Below are 13,853 nucleotides of genomic sequence, written 5' to 3'. Positions count from 1 at the left end.
CCTCAAGGAGTCGTTCCATGCTTCGCAGTTTCCTCTTGCTTGCCGCGTTCTTCGGTTTCACTGGCGTGGCCCTCGGTGCCTTCGCGGCCCACGGACTCAAGGCGCGCCTCAGCGCCGAGTACCTGGCGATCTTCCACACCGGCGTTACCTACCAGCTGATCCATGCCCTGGCCCTGTTCGGTGTCGCCATCCTCAGCGTGCACCTGCCGGGCAAACTGGTGACCTGGGCTGGCGCGCTGTTCATCCTCGGCATCCTGCTGTTCTCCGGCAGCCTGTACGTCCTGACGCTCACGGGTATCGGCAAGCTCGGCATGATCACGCCGCTGGGCGGCACGGCGTTCCTTGCCGGCTGGCTTTGCCTGGGCCTGACGGCCTGGCGGATGAACTGACTCACGGGTCGAAAATCGTGACGAATGGTGTTGGCCGGCCTTGGGTTCGGCCACGGATCGGCGCTAGAATGCGGGCCCCTAAAAATAATGGCGGCCGTGCGCATGCGCATTCAATTGAACGGTGAACCCTTCGAATTGCCCGATGGCGAGAGCGTCGCGGCCCTGCTGAGCCGGCTCGATCTGGCCGGGCGCCGGGTAGCGGTCGAACTGAACCTGGACATCGTGCCGCGCAGCCAGCACAACAGCACTGCCTTGAACGAGGGCGATCAGGTCGAAGTCGTCCACGCGATCGGCGGCGGCTGACGCCTCGCGCTTCACCTGCAAGTCCCTCAACCTTCAAGAGGATTACCGATGAGCAACGTTCGTAGCGACAAGCCCTTCACCCTGGCCGGTCGTACCTTCCAGTCGCGCCTGCTGGTCGGCACCGGCAAGTACCGTGATCTGGAAGAAACCCGCCTGGCCATCGAGGCTTCGGGTGCCGAGATCGTCACCGTCGCCGTGCGCCGGACCAACATCGGCCAGAACCCGGGCGAGCCGAACCTGCTCGACGTGCTGCCGCCAGACCGTTACACCATCCTGCCGAACACTGCGGGCTGCTACGACGCGGTCGAGGCCGTGCGCACCTGCCGCCTGGCCCGTGAGCTGCTGGACGGCCACAATCTGGTCAAGCTGGAAGTCCTGGCCGACCAGAAGACCCTGTTCCCTAACGTGATCGAGACCCTCAAGGCCGCCGAAGTGCTGGTCAAGGACGGTTTCGACGTAATGGTCTACACCAGCGATGACCCGATCATCGCCCGTCAGCTGGCCGAAGCCGGCTGCATCGCGGTCATGCCGCTGGCCGGCCTGATCGGTACTGGCCTGGGGATCTGCAACCCGTACAACCTGCAGATCATCCTCGAAGAAGCCAAAGTGCCCGTGCTGGTGGACGCCGGTGTCGGTACTGCCTCCGATGCCACCATCGCCATGGAACTGGGCTGCGAGGCCGTACTGATGAACTCGGCCATCGCCCACGCCCAGCAGCCGATCCTGATGGCCGAAGCGATGAAGCACGCCATCGTTGCTGGTCGCATGGCCTATCTGGCCGGCCGCATGCCGAAAAAACTCTATGCCAGCGCCTCGTCGCCGCTGGATGGCCTGATCAAGTAAGAGCGTCTGATGACTGAATCGCAAGAAACGCCGAACGCCGCCGAAGGCGAAGAGCGCCAATACCGCCGTATCAAGAGTTTCGTGATGCGCGCTGGCCGCATGACCGAAGGCCAGCAACGCGGCCTCGACCAGGGTGGCCCGATGTACATCCTGAAGCTGGCGGACAGCCCGGTGGACTACGACCAGGTGTTCGGTCGCTCGGCGCCGCGTACCCTGGAAATCGGCTTCGGCATGGGCCATTCCCTGCTGGAAATGGCTGCTGCTGCGCCGGAGCAGGACTTCATCGGTGTCGAAGTGCACCGTCCGGGTGTTGGTGCGCTGCTCAACGGCGTGCTGACCCAGGGACTGAAGAACCTGCGGGTGTACGACTGCGATGCCATCGAAGTGCTGAACAAGTGCGTGGCCGACGGCAGCCTCGACCGCCTGATGCTGTTCTTCCCCGACCCGTGGCACAAGAGTCGCCATCACAAGCGCCGCATCGTCCAGCCGGAGTTCGCCGAGCTGGTGCGGCGCAAGCTGAAGGTGGGCGGCGTATTCCATATGGCCACCGACTGGGAGCCCTATGCCGAGTACATGCTGGAAGTGATGAGCGTCGCGCCGGGTTACCGTAACCAGGCGGCGGATGGCACCTACGTGCCGCGTCCTGAAGAGCGCCCGATCACCAAGTTCGAACGCCGCGGCGAGCGGCTGGGACATGGGGTGTGGGACCTGAAGTACGAGAAGCTGGCTGATTGATGGCGTGATCTTGGGGCCCCATCGCTTGCCAGCGATGGGGCCTTCAGGTTTTTACCCCCGCCGATCAGCCACCACGCCGATCAACACCAGCACCACCAGCAACACCGGCGCCAGCGCGTAGTTGTTGAACTGGCTCAGGCCCTTCACCACCCACGGCGTTGCGTAGATCAGCGCCGCGCCGCTGCCGATCAGTACCAGCAGGGCCATGAACGGCACCCGCAAGGCGCCGGCCAGACCGCCGAGGCGGCCTTCGACCCAGCTTTTGATATCGGTGCCGAACAGCACCAGCAGGCAGCCGACCAGGGCCAGCGAGATTTCCGAAAGATTGCCACGGCTCCAGCGGGAGACGGTCGAGAGCAGGTCGAGTACCAGGTCCATGCGCTTTCCTTAGGTCAAGAAGTACTGCAACAGGTCATTGAGGAACAACTGGCCGCGCGGCGTCGCGACCAGTCGCGTCGGTTCGACTTGCAAAAGACCCTTTTGTTCGGCCTCGCGACGCGCTTGCGCCAGTTGCTCCATTGGCAGCCCGGTACGCTGGGTGAACAGCCTGGCCTCGACGCCGTCGGTGAGGCGCAGGGCGTTCATCAGGAATTCGAAGGGCAGCTCGTCCAGCGGCAGCAGCTTTTCCCCGGCCTTGAAGGCCTTGGCCGGGTTCAGGTAGTCCTTCGGCAGCCGGGTCTTCCAGGTGCGCAGGATACGGCCGTCGGGATGGCTGAGCTTGCCGTGGGCACCGGCACCAATGCCGATGAAATCGCCGAAGCTCCAGTAATTCAGATTGTGTCGCGCCGCCCGGCCGGGCTGCGCGTAGGCCGAGATCTCGTACTGGTGATAACCGTGGCGGGCCATCAGGGCCTGGCCGGCTTCCTGGATGTCCCAGAGGATGTCGTCCTCCGGCAACTCCGGTGGCTGGTTCCAGAACACGGTGTTCGGCTCCAGGGTCAGTTGGTACCAGGACAGGTGCGTCGGGCCGAGGTCGATGGCCTGTTGCAGGTCGCCCACTGCCTCTTCCAGCGATTGGTCGGGCAGGCCGTGCATCAGGTCGAGGTTGAAGTTGTCGAACCCGGCGTTGCGCGCCATGCCGGCGGCGCGGACCGCTTCGTCACCGTTGTGGATACGCCCCAGCGCTTCCAGCTTGGCTTGCTGGAAGCTCTGGATGCCGATGGACAGGCGATTGATGCCCAGTTGGCGGTACGCCTTGAATTTTTCCTGTTCGAAGGTGCCCGGGTTGGCTTCCAGGGTGATTTCGATATCGCTGGCGAACGGAATCCGCTGTTCCACCCCGGCCAGCAAACGCCCGAGGGCCTTGGCGCTGAACAGGCTGGGCGTGCCGCCGCCGAAGAAGATCGAGCTGATCGGCCGGCCATGAACGGCTGGCAGTTCCTGGTCGAGGTCGGCCAGCAGCGCGTCGACGTAAGCCTCTTCAGGCAGCTCGGGGGTGGCGGCGTGGGAGTTGAAATCGCAGTACGGGCATTTGCGCACGCACCACGGAATATGGATGTACAGCGCCAGGGGCGGCAGTTGCGGCAAGGCCGCCCGTGGTGCTTGGGATGTGAAGCCAGCCTCGCCCAGATGCAGTGGCTGTGCCGGCGATTTTTCGGTCATGCCAGGCCCAGACGTTGACGCAACAGGCTCATGGCGCGGGCGCGATGACTCAATTGGTTCTTCTCGGCGGGTGCCAGTTCGGCGCTGGAACATTCACGCTCAGGTACCCAGAACAGCGGGTCGTAGCCGAAGCCGTGCTCGCCGCTGGCGGCGGTGAGGATGCGGCCGTGCCAGAGGCCTTCACAAAGAATCGGCAGTGGGTCGTCGGCGTGGCGAACCAGCGCCAGCACGCAGACGAACTGCGCACCGCGCTGGTCTTGCGGCACGTCTTTCAGGGCGTCGAGCAGCTTGGCGTTGTTCGCCGCGTCGCCCTTGCCGTCGGCGTAGCGTGCCGAATAGATGCCCGGCGCACCGCCGAGGAAGTCCACCGCCAGGCCCGAGTCGTCGGCCAGCGCCGGCAGGCCGGAGATGCGCGCGGCGTTGCGGGCCTTGAGGATGGCGTTCTCGACGAACGAGAGGCCGGTTTCTTCCGGTTCGACGTCGCTGAATTCACCGATGGAGCGCAGTTGCACGGACTCACCGAGCATGGCCTGCAGTTCCTTGAGTTTGCCAGCGTTGTGGCTGGCCAGTACGAGTTGCTGGATATTCATCATTCGCCTGGGAAAACGGTCTGAGTGAAGCTGAAGTTATTCGTGTTGTCGCCCGAGCCCACGGTAATCGCAAAGGTGCGCGACTCTTCCTGTTCGATCGGGAACTGGGCCAGGTAGTAAATGGCGCCCTGATCGGTGACCTGCCTGAACGACAGGGGCATCTGGCGGCTGGTCAGGTCGCTGACCGAACCACTGACATTGGCGACGCTCGGTTTGCCAGCCTTGAGCACGGTGATATTGACGATGCCCTGGTTCTTGCTGCGCGCCAGGCCCGCAGCCTGAGCCGTGGCCGGCTGCACGAAGGTGGAGTTGAAGACGCTGTAGTGCACGGTGATATCGCCGAAGACTTCCTTGCGATCGGGCTTTGCAGCATCGGCAGCCAGTACCGGCAAGGCCAGGCACAGGCTGAACAGAAACATCGTTAGGCGACGCATGATCGTATCCTCTGGTGGGCGGGTCAGACCGCGACCTTGTGCTCCTGCAGGCCGGGGCTGCTGACACGGTAAATACCGATTTCACCTAAAAGATTAGGCCAAAGCCGTCCGGCCCATCCGTTACGGTGACGATTGTCCACTGCCAGGCGGTCGAGCACCTGGGCGCGCCGCTCGCTGCACAGGGCTTCGAAGTCCTCGAAGGTGCAGAAGTGGATGTTCGGCGTGTTGTACCAGGTATACGGCATGAAGTCGGACACCGGCATGCGACCTTTGGTCGCCAGGTACCAGCGGCACCGCCAGTGGCCGAAGTTGGGGAAGGTGATGATGCACTGGCGCCCGACCCGCAGCATTTCGTCGAGGATCCGGTCCGGATACTCCACCGCCTGCAGCGCCTGGGTCATGACCACCACGTCGAAGCTGTTGCTGGCGAAGTTGCCCAGGCCCTTGTCCAGGTCCTGCTCGATGACGTTGACGCCCTTGGCCACGCACTGGGCGATGTTGTCGGCGTCGATCTCCAGGCCGTAGCCGGTGACCTGCTTGGTGTCGCGCAGCGAGGCGAGCAGCTCGCCATTGCCGCAGCCCAGGTCGAGCACACGGCTGCCGGCGGGGATCCAGTCCTGGATGATTTCCAAATCGGCTCTCATGGATTCCTCAGCAGACGATGCGGTTCATGTAGTTGGAGAAGCCCTGGATGTAGCGTGGGGTCGGGATCAGGAAGGCGTCGTGGCCATAGGGCGAGTCGATGTCCAGGTAGCAGACGTTCTTGCGCGCGGCGATCAGGGCATCGACGATTTCCCGCGAGCGGGCCGGCGAGAAGCGCCAGTCGGTGGTGAACGACATCACGCAGTAATCCGCCGTGACATGGGCCAGGGTCGCCGCCAGGTCGCCATTGTATTTGGCCGCCGGGTCGAAGTAGTCCAGCGCCTTGGTCATCAGCAGGTAGGTGTTGGCGTCGAAGCGCCCGGAGAACTCCTCGCCCTGGTAGCGCAGGTAGCTCTCGACCTGGAACTCGACGCTGTGGAAGTCGTAGTTGAGCTTGTCGCTCTTGAGCTCGCGGCCGAATTTCTCGCCCATGGAGTCATCGGACAGGTAGGTGATATGGCCCACCATCCGCGCCAGCATCAGGCCGCGCTTGGGGATCACGCCCTGTTCCTGGAACGAGCCGCCGTGGAATTCCGGGTCGGTGAGGATGGACTGGCGGGCGACTTCGTTGAAGGCGATGTTCTGCGCCGACAGCTTGGGCGCCGAGGCGATGTCCACGCAATGGCGCACGCGATCGGGATAGGTGATGGTCCACTGCAGCGCCTGCATGCCGCCGAGGCTGCCACCGACCACGGCCGCCCATTGCTGGATGCCCAGGCGGTCGGCCAGGCGCGCCTGGCTGTGCACCCAGTCTTCCACGGTCAGCACCGGGAAATCGGCGCCGTAGGGCTTGCCGGTGGCGGGATTGACGCTACTCGGCCCGGTACTGCCGTTGCAGCCGCCGAGGTTGTTCAGGCTGACCACGAAGAAACGGTTGGTGTCGATGGGCTTGCCGGGGCCGATGCAACTGTCCCACCAGCCGGGCTTGCGGTCATCGGGCTTGTGGTAGCCGGCGGCATGGTGATGGCCGGACAGCGCGTGACAGATGAGCACGGCGTTGCTGGCACTGCTGTTGAGCGTGCCGTAGGTTTCGTAGATCAGTTCGTAGGAGGCCAGCGAGCGGCCGCAGGCCAGGGCCAGGGGCTCGTCGAATTGCGCCAGTTGAGGTGTTACCAGACCGACCGAATCTTCGGGAAAGACAGTGGACATCGACCCTGCTCACATCTGAATGAGGCGTAAGTCTAAAGACCACCGGAGTGGGCGGCAAGCAATGTGCCGGGGGTTGTCGCACTCGCCTTCGGGCCCGGCGCCACGGGGGATCGTGGCGCGGGTCCGCAGGGTGTTGCTGACGGAGCGGTCAGACCAGTCGGCGCAGGACTTCCGGCATCAGGGTCATGGCTGCCAGGTTGTTGATGACCAGCATGTCCAGCAGCTTGAGCACCATGAATGCCAGGATCGGCGAGATGTCCAGGCCGCCGAGGTTTGGCAGCAAGCGGCGGAATGGCGCCAGGAACGGGTCGCAGATCTGGTTGATCAGTTCGGCACCCGGGTTGTGGCTGCCAGGCGCGACCCAGGACAGGATTACGCTGATGATCAGTGCGTAGAAGAAGATGTTCAGGAACAGCGCGGTGACGCCGATCAGCGACCAGATCAGCAGTTGTACCGGGTTGCCGATGGTGCCGTAGAGCAGCAGCAGGATCAGCGCCATCAGGGCCATCTGCACCAGGATCGCCAGCACCAGCGAAGACATGTCCAGGCCGAACAGGCTCGGGATCACCCGGCGCATCGGCTTGAGCAGCGGCTGGGTGGCGCGCACGGCGAACTGGCTCAGTGGGTTGTAGAAGTCCGCGCGGACCAGTTGCAGGATGAAGCGCAGCATGATGATCAGCAGGTAGAGGCTGCCGATGGTTTGCAAGATGAATACTGCGGCGGTACTCAGTCCAATCATTTCCGGCTCCTTAATTGCCCAGTTGTTCGGCCATTTCGGCCGAGCGGTGCGCCGCAGCGCCCAGCGCTTTCTCGACCAGTGCTTCAAAACCATTGGCCTGGAACGATTTGATCGCCGCTTCGGTGGTGCCGTTTGGCGAGGTCACCCGGCGACGTAGTTCGGCAGCGTCCACATCACTGGACACCGCCATGTGCGCGGCGCCCAGGGCGGTCTGCAGGGTCAGCTTCGAGGCGGTCTCGCGCGGCAGGCCGAGTTTCTCGCCGGCGGCGGTCATGGCCTCGATCAGCAGGAAGAAGTACGCCGGGCCGCTGCCGGAGACCGCAGTGACCGCGTCCAGTTGCTCTTCGCTGTCCAGCCACAGGGCGATGCCCACGGCGGACAACAGCTGCTCGGCCTGCTGGCGCTGCTCGGCGGACACTTCGGCAGTGGCGTACAGACCGCTGACGCCCTGGCGCAGCAGCGCCGGGGTGTTGGGCATGCAACGGACAATCGGCTGGGCGCCGAGCCAGTTGTTCATGCTGGCGCAAGTGATGCCGGCGGCGATGGAGACCACCAGTTGTTCGGGTTTCAGGCTTGGCTTGAGGGCTTCACAGACGGCTTTCATGGCCTGTGGCTTGACCGCCAGCACCACCACGTCGGCGCCTTCGACGGCCTGGGCGTTGTTTTCGAACATCTCGATGCCGTGTTCGGCGTGGATCTTGGCCCGTTGTTCGGCACCCGGGTCGCTGGCGCGGATCTGCGCGGCTTCCAGGCCCTGGGCGCGCAGGCCGCCGATCAGGCTGGCCGCCATGTTGCCGGCGCCGATAAAGGCAATACGAGTCTTGCTCATGTCAGGTCCTTGCGAGAAGAAGATGAAAGATGCATGGGTCAGGCTTGGCCATAGTCGCGGGCGCCGAACAGCGCGGTGCCGATGCGGACCCAGGTCGCGCCCTGGGCGATGGCGCTTTCCAGGTCGTGGCTCATGCCCATGGACAGGCTGTCGAGGCCCAGTCCGAGGCTGTCTTGCAGTTCGCGCACACGGGCGAACGCGGCGTCCTGGACGGAGCGGTCGTCGGTGGGTTCGGGGATCGCCATCAGGCCGCGCAGCCGCAGGTTCGGCAGGGCGGCGACGGCGGCGGCCAGGGCCGGGAGTTCTTCGGGGGTGCAGCCGGACTTGCTGGCTTCGCCGCTGACGTTGACCTGCAGGCACAGGTTGAGCGGCGGCAGCCCGGCGGGGCGTTGCTCGGAGAGGCGTTGTGCGATTTTCAGTCGATCCACCGAATGTACCCAGTCGAAATGTTCGGCAATGGCGCGCGTCTTGTTCGACTGAATGGGGCCGATGAAGTGCCAGGTCAAGGGCAGGTCGGACAATTGTGTCTGTTTGCCCAGGGCTTCCTGAAGGTAGTTCTCGCCGACATCGCGGACCCCGGCGGCAAAGGCTTCGCGCACGGCTTCGGCGGGCTTGGTCTTGCTCACGGCCAGCAGCTGGATGCTTGCCGGGTCGCGCCCGCACGCCTCGGCAGCGCCGCGGATGCGTCCGGCGAGCGTGGAAAGGTTGTCTGCTATGGCGGACATGGATTCGATGCCAGCGGGTCATTGGGTCCGGGGCATTCTACCCGCTTGTCGGCCTTTGGGGAGTCTTATGGAAATGACCGGGCTGTTGGCCCTGGCGCTCAGGGAGAGCGCTTCCGATCTGCATCTGGCCGCTGGCCGGGTGCCTGCCTTGCGCGTGGATGGGCGGATGCGCCCGCTGGACCTGCCGCCACTGGCGCCGGCGACGATGGGTTCGCTGCTGTCACAGGTCATGAGCGAGCAGCAACTGCGCGAATTCGACGAGCGCCGCGATCTGGACTTCGCTTTGGCCCTGCCCGGCGTGCCGCGTTGCCGGGTGAACGTGTTCGAGCAATTGCACGGCGCCGGCGCGGTACTGCGCCTGTTGCCACAGCGGGTACCCAGCCTCGGGGAGCTGGGGCTGGGCGAGGCATTCCGCCGCCTGCTGGATGCCGAGTCCGGGCTGCTGCTGGTCACCGGGCCCACCGGTTCGGGCAAGTCCACCACCCTGGCGGCGCTGGTGGACCACCTCAATCGTCAACGCGAGCTGCATATCCTCACCCTTGAAGACCCGCTGGAGTTCATCCATGCGCCGCAGCGCAGCCAGATCACTCAGCGCGAGGTGCCGCGCCACAGCCCCGGGTTCGCCCAGGCCCTGCGGGCGGCGCTGCGTCAGGACCCCGACGTGATCATGCTGGGCGAGCTGCGCGACCTGGAGACTATCCGTCTGGCCCTGACCGCTGCGGAAACCGGGCATCTGGTACTGGCGACGTTGCACACCTCGTCGGCGGTAAAGAGTATCGACCGTATCGTCGACGTCTTCGCCGGTGAAGAGAAAACCATGGTGCGCAGCCTGCTGGCGGAGTCGTTGCAGGCGGTGGTGTCGCAGGTGCTGGTACCGCGAACCGGTGGTGGCCGGGTGGCGGCCCATGAAATCCTGATAGCGACGCCGGCGGTTCGCACGCTGATTCGCGAAGGCAAGATGGCGCAGTTGTATTCGGCGATGCAGACCGGCGTAGGGCAAGGGATGCAGACCCTGGACAGCAACCTTCAGCGTCTGGTGGGGCAGGGGCAGATCAGTGCAGAAAGCGCGAGGGCGAACAGGCGTTCGCCCTCGGTGCCTTAGCGCTTGGCCACGCGCAGTTGCTGCGCTTGTTCCGGTGGCAGCACACGTTTGGCGACCACGTAGCGTTTCTGCCAGTACGGTTTGTTCAGCGTGTCGATGCTGACGCGCTTGCCGGTGCGCGGGGCATGGATGAAGCGGTCGTTGCCCAGGTAGATGGCCACATGGTTGACCCGGCGGCTCTTGATGTTGAAGAACAGCAGGTCGCCTGGCTTGAGGTCGCTGCGGGCGACTTTCACACCGTGGTCGCCCGTGGCCATGGCGTTGGACGTGCGAGGGAGATCGACTTCATCGATATCGTTGAAGGCGTACTTGACCAGGCCGCTGCAATCGAAGCCCTTGCCTGGTGTGCTGCCGCCCCAGCGGTACGGCGTACCGAGCTGGTTGACTGCGCGGCTGAGCACGTCGCTGCTCTGGCTGGGCGACATCTGCGCCACATGCTGCGCGGCCACAGCGACATGGCGGCTGTGTTGCGGCTTGCCGGTAACGCTCTTGCTGGAACGGACGGCGGTAGCGTGGGCGGTCGATCCGGAAAAGCCGTTGGGAAGACGTTGCTCACGGTTGGTGGCGTGGGCGGCCAGTGGCAATAATAGGCAAATAGTCAGCCATGTCTTGAAGAATGAATGCATTAGGCAAGGCTCTTATGGGTGTTGGCGCGCAACTTTATAACAGCTTTTTGGTCATTTTCTGATCCACTGGTCGTCTCAAAAGTGTCATACGTCGGCTCGATCGAAAAAAGTCACATATTTTCTTAGAAAATTTTTCTCTAACCCGCGGGGGCTATGAATGAACGGTTATCAACAGGACGGACGTCCCGACACTCACAGCAAGGTCATCGGTTACCTGCTGTGGATCTTCGGCTTCACGGGCTCGCACCGCTTCTACTACGGCAAGCCGGTGACCGGTACGATCTGGTTCTGCACCTTGGGATTGCTGGGGATTGGCTGGCTGATCGACCTGTTTCTGATTCCGGCCATGGACCGTGAGGCCGACCTTCGCTTCCACGCGGGGCCACTGGACTACAACATCGCTTGGGTGCTGCTGACGTTTCTTGGCGTTTTCGGTGTGCACCGCATGTACCAGGGCAAGTGGATTACCGGGGTTATCTACCTGTTCACCGGTGGGTTGTTCCTGGTGGGGGTGCTGTATGACTTCTGGACGCTGAATACGCAGGTTTCGATGAAGAATGCGCAGCGCTACTGACTAGAAGCAGCTGCAAGTTGCCAGCTTCAAGCTGCAAGGAAGAGCAGGTGCTGGGTGCGCCGTCTTCTTGCAGCTTGCAGCTTGCAGCTGCTTATTGCCGAGTTTGCCGCTGCTGCAACAGCAGGTTGTTGAATCCGCTGCCCGCCAACTGCTTCTGGGCCACAGTCAACTGCTCGCGGTTGCTGAACGGGCCGACCAGCACCCGGTACCAGGTCTCTTCCTTGACCGTCCCGGATTCCACCTGCACCGACTGGCCGAGCAGGATGATCTGCGCACGAACCTTGTCCGCATCCGCCTGTTTACGGAACGAGCCGGCCTGCAGGTAGAACTGCGTGGTGGCGGCCGGTTTGATCACTGGCGGTGCGGGCGGCGGGGTTTCGCCGTTGAGCGCGGCCTGGGCCCGGGCGGTATCGATTTTCGCCGCTTCGGCCGGGGTCACCGGAGGTTGCGCCGGCACCGGCGGGGTTTTCTCCGGCACGGCTTCGGGCGGCACGATCACCTCGGACTCCGGCAGCAGGGTGTAGAAGTCGTATTTCGGCTTCACCGGCTGCTGTGGGCTGGGTGGCGTCTTGTTGGCCTCGGCGGCTTTCTCCGCTTTTTGCTGCTGCTCGGGTTTTTCCCGCTTGATGTCATCCCGCCCGGGTTCGAGCTTCATCAGGAACACGATGAAGGCACCGACCGTCAGGCCGATCGCCATCCACAGCCAGCCCGGAATCGGCTTCTTCGCCGGCGGCTGGTAGCGGCTGGCGCCGCGCTTGGGGGCGGGTTTTTTCTTGGCAGCCAACTTACATGCGCTCCAGGGTTTCCAGGCCCAGCAGTTCCAGGCCCTGTTTCAAGGTGCGGCCGGTCAGGGCAGCCAGGCGCAGGCGGCTCTGCTGTTGCTTCGGGGTTTCGGCGGCGAGGATCGGGCAGTTCTCGTAGAAGCTGGAGAACAGGCCGGCAACGTCGTACAGGTAGGCGCACAGGATATGTGGCGTGCCCTTCTCGGCAACGTTGTTGAGGATCTCGGCGAACTGCGCCAGGCGCGCGGCCAGGTCTTGCTCCTGCGCGGCCTGCAGCACGATCTGGCCGTCGACTTCGCTGAAGTCCTTGCCCAGCTTGCGGAACACGCCGGCCACGCGGGTGTAGGCGTAGAGCAGGTAAGGCGCGGTGTTGCCTTCGAAGTTCAGCATCAGGTCGAAGTTGAAGCTGTAGTCGCTGGTGCGGTGCTTGGACAGGTCGGCATATTTCACCGCGCCGATGCCGACGACCTTGGCGATGGCGCGCAGTTCGTCTTCGGCAAGCTCCGGGTTCTTTTCCTTGACCAGCGCGTAGGCGCGTTCCTTGGCCTCGGTCAGCAGGTCGATCAGCTTCACGGTGCCGCCGTCGCGGGTCTTGAACGGACGACCGTCGGCACCGTTCATGGTGCCGAAGCCCATGTGCTCGGTCTGCATCGGGTGGCTGATGAAGCCGGCGCGGCGGGCCACTTCGAACACCTGCTGGAAGTGCAGGGCCTGGCGCTGGTCGACGAAGTAGAGGGCGCGATCAGCGTGCAGCACGTTGCTGCGGTAGCGCACGGCGGCGAGGTCGGTGGTGGCGTACAGGTAGCCGCCATCGGCCTTCTGCACGATCACTGGCAGCGGGTCGCCGTCGGCGGTCTTGAACTCCTCGAGGAATACGCACTGGGCGCCGTTGCTCTCCACCAGCAGGCCTTTGGCCTTGAGGTCGCTGACCACGTTGGCCAGGTCGTCGTTGTAGGCGCTTTCACCCATCACGTCGGCCATGGTCAGTTTGACGTTGAGCAGTTCGTAGGTCTTCTGGCAGTGGGACAGCGAGATGTCCTTGAAGCGGGTCCAAAGGGCCAGGCAGTCGGCGTCGCCGGCCTGCAGCTTGACCACCAGGCCGCGGGCGCGGTCGGCGAATGCTTCGGATTCGTCGAAGCGCTTCTTGGCGGCGCGGTAGAAGTTCTCCAGGTCCGACAGCTCGTCGCTGGTGATGGGGTTTTCTTCCAGGTAGGCCAGCAGCATGCCGAACTGGGTGCCCCAGTCGCCCACGTGGTTCTGGCGGATCACTTCGTCGCCGAGGAATTCCAGGACCCGCGCCACGGCGTCACCGATGATGGTGGAGCGCAGGTGGCCGACGTGCATTTCCTTGGCCAGGTTCGGCGCGGACAGGTCGATGACCACTTTCTGCTGCGGGCCGGCCTTGTGCACGCCCAGTTTGGCGTCGGCCAGGGCGGCGTCCAGGCGCGAGGCCAGGGCCTGGGTGTTCTGGAAGAAGTTGAGGAAACCGGGGCCGGCAATCTCGACCTTGCTGATCTGCGGATCGGCCGGCAGTGCGGCGATGAGCTTTTCGGCCAGGTCGCGTGGCTTCAGGCCGGCCGGCTTGGCCAGCATCATGGCGATATTGCTGGCGAAATCGCCGTGGGTTTTGTCGCGGGCGTTCTCCACCTGGATCGCCGGCGCCAGCCCTTCAGGCAGCACACCGTCGGCGGTGAGTTGGGTCAGGGCTTGCTGGATAAGCTGGCGAATGGTGTCTTTCATGGGGTTCTCTTTCGACCGCAAGCGCGGTGGCGCTTCGAGGCGCAGGTGG

Annotated in this window: 17 protein-coding genes and 2 pseudogenes; 6 read left to right on the top strand and 13 right to left on the bottom strand. The window is 64.0% G+C overall.

Annotation, left to right across the window (positions count from 1 at the left end; all coding sequences use genetic code 11):
* Nucleotides 1-17 precede the first annotated feature (17 nt).
* From AC05QJ_RS30535 to trmB, 4 genes are all read left to right on the top strand, one after another.
* Entirely contained in the window at nucleotides 18-389 is a 372-nt protein-coding gene (locus AC05QJ_RS30535; RefSeq protein ID WP_476744877.1) for a DUF423 domain-containing protein, read from the top strand.
* A gap of 102 nt (nucleotides 390-491) precedes the next feature.
* Complete coding sequence (gene thiS / locus AC05QJ_RS30530) at nucleotides 492-692, top strand: sulfur carrier protein ThiS (protein WP_476744876.1); 201 nt, start codon at nucleotides 492-494, stop codon at nucleotides 690-692.
* Between the two features lie 48 nt (nucleotides 693-740).
* A complete protein-coding gene (locus AC05QJ_RS30525) occupies nucleotides 741-1,535 on the top strand; it encodes a thiazole synthase (RefSeq protein WP_476744875.1) in 795 nt (264 codons plus the stop codon).
* Between the two features lie 9 nt (nucleotides 1,536-1,544).
* Nucleotides 1,545-2,270, top strand: a complete 726-nt coding sequence (gene trmB, locus AC05QJ_RS30520; protein ID WP_476744874.1) for a tRNA (guanosine(46)-N7)-methyltransferase TrmB — start codon at nucleotides 1,545-1,547, stop codon at nucleotides 2,268-2,270.
* Nucleotides 2,271-2,321: 51 nt separating this feature from the next.
* On the opposite strand, the gene AC05QJ_RS30515 is transcribed toward trmB, so the two are convergent.
* The 9 genes from AC05QJ_RS30515 to AC05QJ_RS30475 form a co-directional block, all read right to left on the bottom strand.
* On the bottom strand, nucleotides 2,322-2,648 hold the full coding sequence (locus AC05QJ_RS30515) for a DUF3392 family protein (RefSeq protein ID WP_476744873.1): 327 nt from the start codon (nucleotides 2,646-2,648) through the stop codon (nucleotides 2,322-2,324).
* A 9-nt stretch (nucleotides 2,649-2,657) separates the two neighbouring features.
* Nucleotides 2,658-3,872, bottom strand: a complete 1,215-nt coding sequence (gene hemW, locus AC05QJ_RS30510) for a radical SAM family heme chaperone HemW (protein ID WP_476744872.1) — start codon at nucleotides 3,870-3,872, stop codon at nucleotides 2,658-2,660.
* The gene (gene rdgB, locus AC05QJ_RS30505; protein ID WP_476744871.1) at nucleotides 3,869-4,465 is read right to left on the bottom strand and encodes an RdgB/HAM1 family non-canonical purine NTP pyrophosphatase; all 597 of its coding nucleotides are present in this window, start codon (nucleotides 4,463-4,465) and stop codon (nucleotides 3,869-3,871) included. Before rdgB ends, hemW begins: the two co-directional genes overlap by 4 nt.
* Complete coding sequence (locus AC05QJ_RS30500; protein WP_476744870.1) at nucleotides 4,462-4,896, bottom strand: DUF4426 domain-containing protein; 435 nt, start codon at nucleotides 4,894-4,896, stop codon at nucleotides 4,462-4,464. Before AC05QJ_RS30500 ends, rdgB begins: the two co-directional genes overlap by 4 nt.
* Nucleotides 4,897-4,919: 23 nt before the next feature.
* Nucleotides 4,920-5,540, bottom strand: coding sequence for a methionine biosynthesis protein MetW (gene metW, locus AC05QJ_RS30495; RefSeq protein WP_476744869.1), 621 nt, complete (start codon nucleotides 5,538-5,540; stop codon nucleotides 4,920-4,922).
* Nucleotides 5,541-5,547: 7 nt separating this feature from the next.
* Nucleotides 5,548-6,687 carry a homoserine O-succinyltransferase MetX gene (metX, locus tag AC05QJ_RS30490; protein WP_476744868.1) on the bottom strand — a complete coding sequence of 380 codons (1,140 nt, stop codon included), beginning with the start codon at nucleotides 6,685-6,687 and terminating at the stop codon, nucleotides 5,548-5,550.
* 148 nt (nucleotides 6,688-6,835) lie between these two features.
* The gene (locus AC05QJ_RS30485; protein WP_476744867.1) at nucleotides 6,836-7,426 is read right to left on the bottom strand and encodes a YggT family protein; all 591 of its coding nucleotides are present in this window, start codon (nucleotides 7,424-7,426) and stop codon (nucleotides 6,836-6,838) included.
* 10 nt (nucleotides 7,427-7,436) lie between these two features.
* Complete coding sequence (proC, locus tag AC05QJ_RS30480; RefSeq protein ID WP_476744866.1) at nucleotides 7,437-8,255, bottom strand: pyrroline-5-carboxylate reductase; 819 nt, start codon at nucleotides 8,253-8,255, stop codon at nucleotides 7,437-7,439.
* A gap of 38 nt (nucleotides 8,256-8,293) precedes the next feature.
* Nucleotides 8,294-8,980, bottom strand: a complete 687-nt coding sequence (locus AC05QJ_RS30475) for a YggS family pyridoxal phosphate-dependent enzyme (protein ID WP_476744865.1) — start codon at nucleotides 8,978-8,980, stop codon at nucleotides 8,294-8,296.
* Between the two features lie 67 nt (nucleotides 8,981-9,047).
* On the opposite strand from AC05QJ_RS30475, the gene AC05QJ_RS30470 reads away from it, so the two are divergent.
* Nucleotides 9,048-10,082 carry a type IV pilus twitching motility protein PilT gene (locus AC05QJ_RS30470; protein WP_476744864.1) on the top strand — a complete coding sequence of 345 codons (1,035 nt, stop codon included), beginning with the start codon at nucleotides 9,048-9,050 and terminating at the stop codon, nucleotides 10,080-10,082.
* Here the strand turns inward: AC05QJ_RS30470 and AC05QJ_RS30465 are convergent.
* Both AC05QJ_RS30465 and AC05QJ_RS30460 read right to left on the bottom strand, forming a co-directional pair.
* Nucleotides 10,079-10,516, bottom strand: a pseudogene (locus AC05QJ_RS30465) (C40 family peptidase); the annotation flags it as partial. The gene AC05QJ_RS30470 and the pseudogene AC05QJ_RS30465 overlap by 4 nt on opposite strands.
* A gap of 80 nt (nucleotides 10,517-10,596) precedes the next feature.
* A pseudogene (locus tag AC05QJ_RS30460) lies at nucleotides 10,597-10,708 on the bottom strand (peptidase P60); the annotation flags it as partial.
* 157 nt (nucleotides 10,709-10,865) lie between these two features.
* Here AC05QJ_RS30460 and AC05QJ_RS30455 point away from each other — a divergent pair.
* Nucleotides 10,866-11,282: an NINE protein gene (locus AC05QJ_RS30455; protein WP_476744863.1), complete on the top strand. Its 417-nt coding sequence runs from the start codon at nucleotides 10,866-10,868 to the stop codon at nucleotides 11,280-11,282.
* 91 nt (nucleotides 11,283-11,373) lie between these two features.
* Here the strand turns inward: AC05QJ_RS30455 and AC05QJ_RS30450 are convergent, their stop codons facing one another.
* Both AC05QJ_RS30450 and argS read right to left on the bottom strand, forming a co-directional pair.
* On the bottom strand, nucleotides 11,374-12,066 hold the full coding sequence (locus tag AC05QJ_RS30450) for an SPOR domain-containing protein (RefSeq protein WP_476744862.1): 693 nt from the start codon (nucleotides 12,064-12,066) through the stop codon (nucleotides 11,374-11,376).
* Between the two features lies 1 nt (nucleotide 12,067).
* Nucleotides 12,068-13,804, bottom strand: a complete 1,737-nt coding sequence (argS, locus tag AC05QJ_RS30445) for an arginine--tRNA ligase (protein ID WP_476744861.1) — start codon at nucleotides 13,802-13,804, stop codon at nucleotides 12,068-12,070.
* Between the last annotated feature and the right edge of the window lie 49 nt (nucleotides 13,805-13,853).

Source organism: Pseudomonas sp. TUM25319, from assembly GCF_056388475.1.
This window is presented reverse-complemented; position numbering and strand designations above follow the sequence as displayed.

Bases quoted from the DNA above. Each gene is read 5' to 3' on its own strand.
- AC05QJ_RS30535 (WP_476744877.1), top strand. From the start codon at position 18: ATGCTTCGCAGTTTCCTCTTGCTTGCCGCGTTCTTCGGTTTCACTGGC.
- thiS (WP_476744876.1), top strand. From the start codon at position 492: ATGCGCATTCAATTGAACGGTGAACCCTTCGAATTGCCCGATGGCGAG.
- AC05QJ_RS30525 (WP_476744875.1), top strand. From the start codon at position 741: ATGAGCAACGTTCGTAGCGACAAGCCCTTCACCCTGGCCGGTCGTACC.
- trmB (WP_476744874.1), top strand. From the start codon at position 1,545: ATGACTGAATCGCAAGAAACGCCGAACGCCGCCGAAGGCGAAGAGCGC.
- AC05QJ_RS30515 (WP_476744873.1), bottom strand. From the start codon at position 2,648: ATGGACCTGGTACTCGACCTGCTCTCGACCGTCTCCCGCTGGAGCCGT.
- hemW (WP_476744872.1), bottom strand. From the start codon at position 3,872: ATGACCGAAAAATCGCCGGCACAGCCACTGCATCTGGGCGAGGCTGGC.
- rdgB (WP_476744871.1), bottom strand. From the start codon at position 4,465: ATGATGAATATCCAGCAACTCGTACTGGCCAGCCACAACGCTGGCAAA.
- AC05QJ_RS30500 (WP_476744870.1), bottom strand. From the start codon at position 4,896: ATGCGTCGCCTAACGATGTTTCTGTTCAGCCTGTGCCTGGCCTTGCCG.
- metW (WP_476744869.1), bottom strand. From the start codon at position 5,540: ATGAGAGCCGATTTGGAAATCATCCAGGACTGGATCCCCGCCGGCAGC.
- metX (WP_476744868.1), bottom strand. From the start codon at position 6,687: ATGTCCACTGTCTTTCCCGAAGATTCGGTCGGTCTGGTAACACCTCAA.
- AC05QJ_RS30485 (WP_476744867.1), bottom strand. From the start codon at position 7,426: ATGATTGGACTGAGTACCGCCGCAGTATTCATCTTGCAAACCATCGGC.
- proC (WP_476744866.1), bottom strand. From the start codon at position 8,255: ATGAGCAAGACTCGTATTGCCTTTATCGGCGCCGGCAACATGGCGGCC.
- AC05QJ_RS30475 (WP_476744865.1), bottom strand. From the start codon at position 8,980: ATGTCCGCCATAGCAGACAACCTTTCCACGCTCGCCGGACGCATCCGC.
- AC05QJ_RS30470 (WP_476744864.1), top strand. From the start codon at position 9,048: ATGGAAATGACCGGGCTGTTGGCCCTGGCGCTCAGGGAGAGCGCTTCC.
- AC05QJ_RS30455 (WP_476744863.1), top strand. From the start codon at position 10,866: ATGAACGGTTATCAACAGGACGGACGTCCCGACACTCACAGCAAGGTC.
- argS (WP_476744861.1), bottom strand. From the start codon at position 13,804: ATGAAAGACACCATTCGCCAGCTTATCCAGCAAGCCCTGACCCAACTC.